This is a genomic window from Algibacter sp. (assembly GCF_049667265.1).
In the GTDB taxonomy this organism is placed as follows: domain Bacteria; phylum Bacteroidota; class Bacteroidia; order Flavobacteriales; family Flavobacteriaceae; genus Algibacter_B.
This window is the reverse complement of sequence record NZ_JBATHX010000019.1, coordinates 1-2,231: the sequence shown is the minus strand read 5'-3', so window position 1 is coordinate 2,231 and position 2,231 is coordinate 1. Positions and strand designations below refer to the sequence as shown.

Annotated in this window: 1 protein-coding gene; it reads left to right on the top strand. The window is 36.6% G+C overall.

Annotation, left to right across the window (positions count from 1 at the left end; all coding sequences use genetic code 11):
* Positions 1-2,157 (top strand): HYR domain-containing protein (locus WBN21_RS00650; RefSeq protein ID WP_424197386.1); only part of this gene is annotated, 2,157 nt, incomplete at its 5' end.
* Positions 2,158-2,231: the final 74 nt, after the last annotated feature.

Sequence of the window (2,231 nt, the reverse complement as noted above, 5' to 3'; positions counted from 1 at the left end):
ATCACATGGACAGTAACCGATATCAATAACAATGATGCAGTAGCGGTTACTCAAACTGTTACAGTAACAGATGATGAATTACCAGAAATAACAGCCTCAGCTGGAATTACACATACGGCAGACCTAGGGGAATGTGGTGCAATGGTAACCATTGTAGATGCCACAGCAACCGATAATTGTTCAGTTGGAGTAGTTACAGGAACAAGAGATGATACTTTAGCTTTAAATGCTTTATATCCGGTAGGCACAACTACTATCACATGGACAGTAACCGATATCAATAACAATGATGCAGTAGCGGTTACTCAAACTGTTACAGTAACAGATAATGAATTACCAGAAATAACAGCTTCAGCTGGAATTATACAAACGGCAGACCTAGGGGAATGTGGTGCTATGGTAACCATTATTGATGCCACAGCAACCGATAATTGTTCTGTTGGATTAGTAACAGGAACAAGAGATGATGGAGAAGTGTTAACTGCTTTATATCCGGTAGGCACAACTACCATCACATGGACAGTAACCGATATCAATAACAATGATGCAGTAGCGGTCACTCAAACTGTTACAGTAACTGATGATGAATTACCAGAAATAATATGCTCTTCAGATATTAGTTTAAATGCTTCAAGTGCATCAGGCGCCGAAGTAACATATACTGAACCTGTAGGGACGGATAATTGTCCGAATGCATCCACAACATTATTAACAACACAATATCCTAGTGGTGCAACATTCCCAATTGGAGATACTGTAGTGACTTATAAAGTAACAGATTCCGCTAATAATTTTATAGAGTGTTCATTTATAGTATCAATAACAGAAACAGTTACTGGAGTAGCACCTGTTATAGATTGTCCTGCAGACATTAGTGTAATTAATGATGTAAGTGAATGTGGAGCAGTCGTAGATTTTGTAGCAACAGATTCAGTCGGCAATCCGACATCTACGATTACCTATGATATTCAACCTGGTACATTTTTTAATGTAGGATCTACAACAGTTAATGCAACAGCAACCAATTCGGTAGGAACATCTAGTTGCAGTTTTGAAGTAACAGTTACAAACACTATACCTAATAATACAGGTGGTGTTATTGCAGGCCTTGACCCAATACAAGCAGGAACAGGATTTAGTTTGTCGGCTAATTTTAATGATGATAATTTAACATCAGCAACTTGGTATTTCAGTTCTGACGGTAATTTAACAGGAACCGATACAGCGGAATATTCTCAAGTAGGAACTATTGCTGGCGGAGTTGTTTCAGGAACCTTTAATTTTGATGCTACTCAAACAGGTGTTTATACCGTTAAAGTAATTGTTACTGATGCCTGTAATGAAACGGCTGAGGTTACACTTAGTACCTATGTGGTTGTTTACGACCCAAGTGGTGGCTTTGTTACTGGCGGTGGCTGGATAGATTCTCCAGATGGAGCTTTGGCAGGAACTAACACAGTTGGGAAAGCTAATTTTGGTCTTGTTGCCAAATACAAAACAGGAAAGAACAATGTTCTGACTCTGGATGGTAATACCAATTTCCAATTTAAAGAAGGCGATTTACACTTTAAAAGTAGCGTTTATGATGAAATGTCATTAGTTATTTCTGGTGGTAAAAAAGCCACTTATAGAGGTGTAGGAACGGTTAACCGTTCTGGTAGTCATAAGTTTTTAGTCACCGTTATTGATGGCGATGCTACTGGAGGTGATGGTGATGATAAATTCAGAATTAAAATTTGGGCAGATGGTTCATCTAGCGATGTAGTTTATGATAATGAATTTAGTTCAGAAGAAAATGCAGACTCGAGTACTATTTTAGGAGGTGGTTCTATTGTAATACATAAACCAAAAGGGAAAAATAAATCTAAGGGTGAAGCCATAAAAGCTGAACCATTGGAAGCCGAAATATTTGATGGCCTAGAATTAGTATCATGGCCAAACCCATCTGATGATTACTTTAATATTAAATTAAAATCGAAAAATACAGTAGATAAAATTAATATCCATGTTTTTGATTTAAATGGTAGACTGATTTCTTTTAAAACGGGCGTTCCGAATAGGGATTATAAAATTGGTGCATCATTGCAAGCTGGATTATATTTTATTAATGTCATTCAAGGCAATACATCAAAACAAGTAAAATTAATTAAGTATTAAACACATAGCAGGAATTATACTGTTTTGATACTTGTTAAAGCAATTAAAAAAGACTCAAATACATGTGGTATTTG